The sequence below is a fragment of the Plasticicumulans sp. genome, from assembly GCF_035331805.1.
Classification (GTDB): domain Bacteria; phylum Pseudomonadota; class Gammaproteobacteria; order Competibacterales; family Competibacteraceae; genus Plasticicumulans.
On sequence record NZ_DAOLKE010000366.1, the window covers coordinates 1 to 3,314 of the forward strand.

A 3,314-nucleotide genomic window follows, 5' to 3' on the forward strand; every position below is an offset into this window, starting at 1 on the left:
CTCAGGCCAGCGCGCGCACGGCCTCGGCCAGCAGCGGTTCGAGTTCGATCGCGTTGCTCGGGTGCGGCACGCTGTTGCTGCTGAGGAAGGTATCGACGCCGGCCGCGTGCAGCGCCGCGAGGCTGTCGGCATCGATCAGCGCGTGTGTGACCGCCGCATGCACGGCCCGCGCCCCCCGCGCCTTCAACTGCATCGCGGCCTCGGCGAGCGTGCGCCCGGTGCTGGCGATGTCGTCGATCAGCACGACGGTGCGCCCGTCGAGGCGCGCCTGCGGCAGGCTCACGCACACGTCCCGATCGCCGTGGCGGACCTTGTGCGAGATCGCGCACTCCAGCCCGCCGGCCGCGGCGATGTTCGCGACCCACTGCTCGGATTCGCCGTCCGGGCCGATCAGCAGCGCCTCCGGCCAGCGCGCGGCGATCAGGCGCGCGAGCGGCACGGCGGCGCTCAGCGTCACCGGGTTGCCGCGCGGGATGGCCTCTTCGAGCCGGTCGATGCGGTGCAGGTGCGGATCGACGGTCAGCACGTCGTCGAACAGCCCGCCGAGGAAGTCACCGACGATGCCCTGACTGACGGCCTCGCCCGGTGTGAATTCGATGTCCTGACGCATGTAGCAGAGGTACGGCGCCACCAGCGTCAGCCGGCGCGCGCCGTGGCGGCGGGCGGTGGCGGCGGCGAGCAGCAGCTCGACGAGCTTGGCGTTCGGCTGGTGCAGCGTGCGCACGAACACCACGTGCGCCGGCAGTGGCAGCGGCACCTGGACGCGGCTTTCACCGTCCGGGAAGCGATGGATGTCGAGCAGCCGGCAGGGGACGCCGAGCAGTTCGGCGATGCGCGTGGCGTGTCCGGCGTAGTCGGGACAGGCGAGGATCAGCACGGGGGGCGGTCTCCGGGCGCAGCCGGCGTCCTGTCTTGTTTTTGGCCGCTGCGCCCCCAGATGGCGGGTCTGCAAGCGTACTGCGCTGCGCCGAATTCTGCCTAGCGCGGTGCAACATGACTTTGCGGTAAGATTCCGCAGCTTGCGCGCGACCGCCCGCTGCGCATCGCCCGTACCTGCCGAGGTTGACCGACCATGCCGATCTACGAATACCGCTGCGAAAAGTGCGGCCACGAACTCGAAGCCATGCAGAAGATGGCGGATGCTCCGCTGAGCGACTGCCCCGAATGCCAGGAGCCGGCGCTGAAGAAGCTGATCTCGGCGGCCGGTTTCCGCCTCTCCGGCGGCGGCTGGTACGAGACCGACTTCAAGTCCGGCAACAAGAAGAACATCGCCAAGAAGGACGACACCCCGGCCTGCGGCAACGCCGGCTGCGGCTCGGCCAGCAGCTGCGCGAGCGCCTGAGCGCGTCCGCCGCCGGCGGCACCCACCGGCAGTGCCGGCCGGCGGCGACGACGACTGCTTCGCCCGACGGGGCCGTGACACCGGCGCGCGACTTGCGCGCCCGGCGCACGGCCCCGTAGGCTTTCGCCCCTTTCCGCGCCCCTGCGCCCGCAACGCGTGCGCCTGCGGCCAACTGCCTGAATCGATGGAAGTCCGAAGAATGATGCGCAGCCACTATTGCGGCCAGGTCACCGAGGCCCTGCTCGGTCAGGAAGTCCAACTCTGCGGCTGGGCGCACCGCCGCCGCGACCACGGCGGCGTGATCTTCGTCGACCTGCGCGACCGCGACGGTCTGGTGCAGGTCGTCATCGACCCGGACACCGCCGAAGCCTTCGCCGCCGCCGAGCGCGTGCGCTCCGAATACGTGCTGCGCATCCGCGGCCGGGTGCGCAGCCGCCCCGAGGGCACCGACAACCCGAACCTCGCCTCCGGCAAGGTCGAGGTGCTCGCGAAGGATCTCGAAATCCTCAACCGCGCCGAGACCCCGCCGTTCCAGATGGACGACGAGGACATCTCCGAGGAAGTGCGCCTGCGCTACCGCTACCTCGACCTGCGCCGGCCACTGATGCAGGAGCGCCTGAAGCTGCGTGCGCGCACCGTCAGCCACTTCCGCCGCTATCTCGACGCCAACGGCTTCCTCGACATCGAGACGCCGATGCTGACCAAGGCGACGCCCGAGGGCGCGCGCGATTACCTGGTGCCGTCGCGCACGCATCCGGGCGAATTCTTCGCGCTGCCGCAGTCGCCGCAGCTGTTCAAGCAACTGCTGATGATGGCCGGCTTCGATCGTTACTATCAGATCGTGCGCTGCTTCCGCGACGAGGACCTGCGCGCCGACCGCCAGCCCGAATTCACGCAGCTCGACATCGAGACCTCCTTCCTCGACGAGGCCGACATCACCGGTCTGATGGAAGGCATGATCCGCGGCACCTTCCGCGAGATCCTCGGCGTCGAGCTGCCCGATCCGTTCCCGCGCATGCCGTTTGCCGAGGCGATGGCGCGTTTCGGCTCCGACAAGCCCGACCTGCGCATCCCGATGGAGCTGACCGAACTCACCGACGTCATGAAGACCGAGGAATTCAAGGTCTTCGCCGGGGCGGCCAACCAGCCGCGCGGGCGCGTCGCGGCGCTGAAGGTTCCGGCCGGCGGCGAGAAGCTCTCGCGCAAGCAGATCGACGACTACACCGGCTTCGTCGCCCGCTACGGCGCCAAAGGCCTCGCCTACATCAAGGTCAACGACGCCGCGAAGGGCCGCGAGGGCCTGCAGTCGCCGATCGTCAAGAACCTCTCCGACGCCGCTCTCGCCGCGATCCTTGAACGCACCGGCGCCGTCGACGGCGATCTGGTGTTCTTCGGCGCCGACAAGGCGAAGGTCGTCAACGACGCCCTCGGCGCGCTGCGCCTGAAGATCGGTCAGGATCTCGAGCTGATCGAAGGCGAATGGGCACCGCTGTGGGTCGTCGATTTCCCGATGTTCGAATGGGACGAGGACGCCGGTCGCTGGAACGCGATGCATCACCCGTTCACGTCGCCGCGCGATGCGGTCGAATCGGTGAAGGCCGACCCGGAAAACGCCGTCGCCCGCGCCTACGACATGGTGCTGAACGGCACCGAGATCGGCGGCGGCTCGATCCGCATCCACCGCCCGGACATGCAGAGCGCCGTGTTCGAGCTGCTCGGCATCGACGCCGAACAGGCGAAGCTCAAGTTCGGCTTCCTGCTCGATGCGCTGAAGTTCGGCTGCCCGCCGCACGGCGGTCTCGCCTTCGGCGTCGACCGGCTGATCATGCTGATGGCCGGTGCGAAGTCGATCCGCGATGTCATGGCCTTCCCGAAGACCCAGACCGCCGCCTGCCTGCTGACCGATGCGCCGGCCGCGGTCGACGAGAAACAGCTGCGCGAGCTGAACATCCGGCTGCGGCGCACGCCGTGA

3 protein-coding genes are annotated in these 3,314 nt (G+C 69.2%); 2 read left to right on the forward strand and 1 reads right to left on the reverse strand.

The annotated features are described in order from the left end of the window. Position 1 precedes the first annotated feature (1 nt). On the reverse strand, positions 2-877 hold the full coding sequence (locus tag PKE44_RS16885) for a ribose-phosphate diphosphokinase (protein WP_324553596.1): 876 nt from the start codon (positions 875-877) through the stop codon (positions 2-4). A 195-nt stretch (positions 878-1,072) separates the two neighbouring features. Here PKE44_RS16885 and PKE44_RS16890 point away from each other — a divergent pair, with 195 nt between their 5' ends. After that, a complete protein-coding gene (locus PKE44_RS16890) occupies positions 1,073-1,342 on the forward strand; it encodes a zinc ribbon domain-containing protein (RefSeq protein WP_324553598.1) in 270 nt (89 codons plus the stop codon). A 202-nt stretch (positions 1,343-1,544) separates the two neighbouring features. Beyond that, positions 1,545-3,314 (forward strand): aspartate--tRNA ligase, encoded by a 1,770-nt coding sequence (gene aspS / locus PKE44_RS16895; RefSeq protein ID WP_324553600.1) that lies wholly within the window; start codon positions 1,545-1,547, stop codon positions 3,312-3,314.

Bases quoted from the DNA above. Each gene is read 5' to 3' on its own strand.
- PKE44_RS16890 (WP_324553598.1), top strand. From the start codon at position 1,073: ATGCCGATCTACGAATACCGCTGCGAAAAGTGCGGCCACGAACTCGAA.
- aspS (WP_324553600.1), top strand. From the start codon at position 1,545: ATGCGCAGCCACTATTGCGGCCAGGTCACCGAGGCCCTGCTCGGTCAG.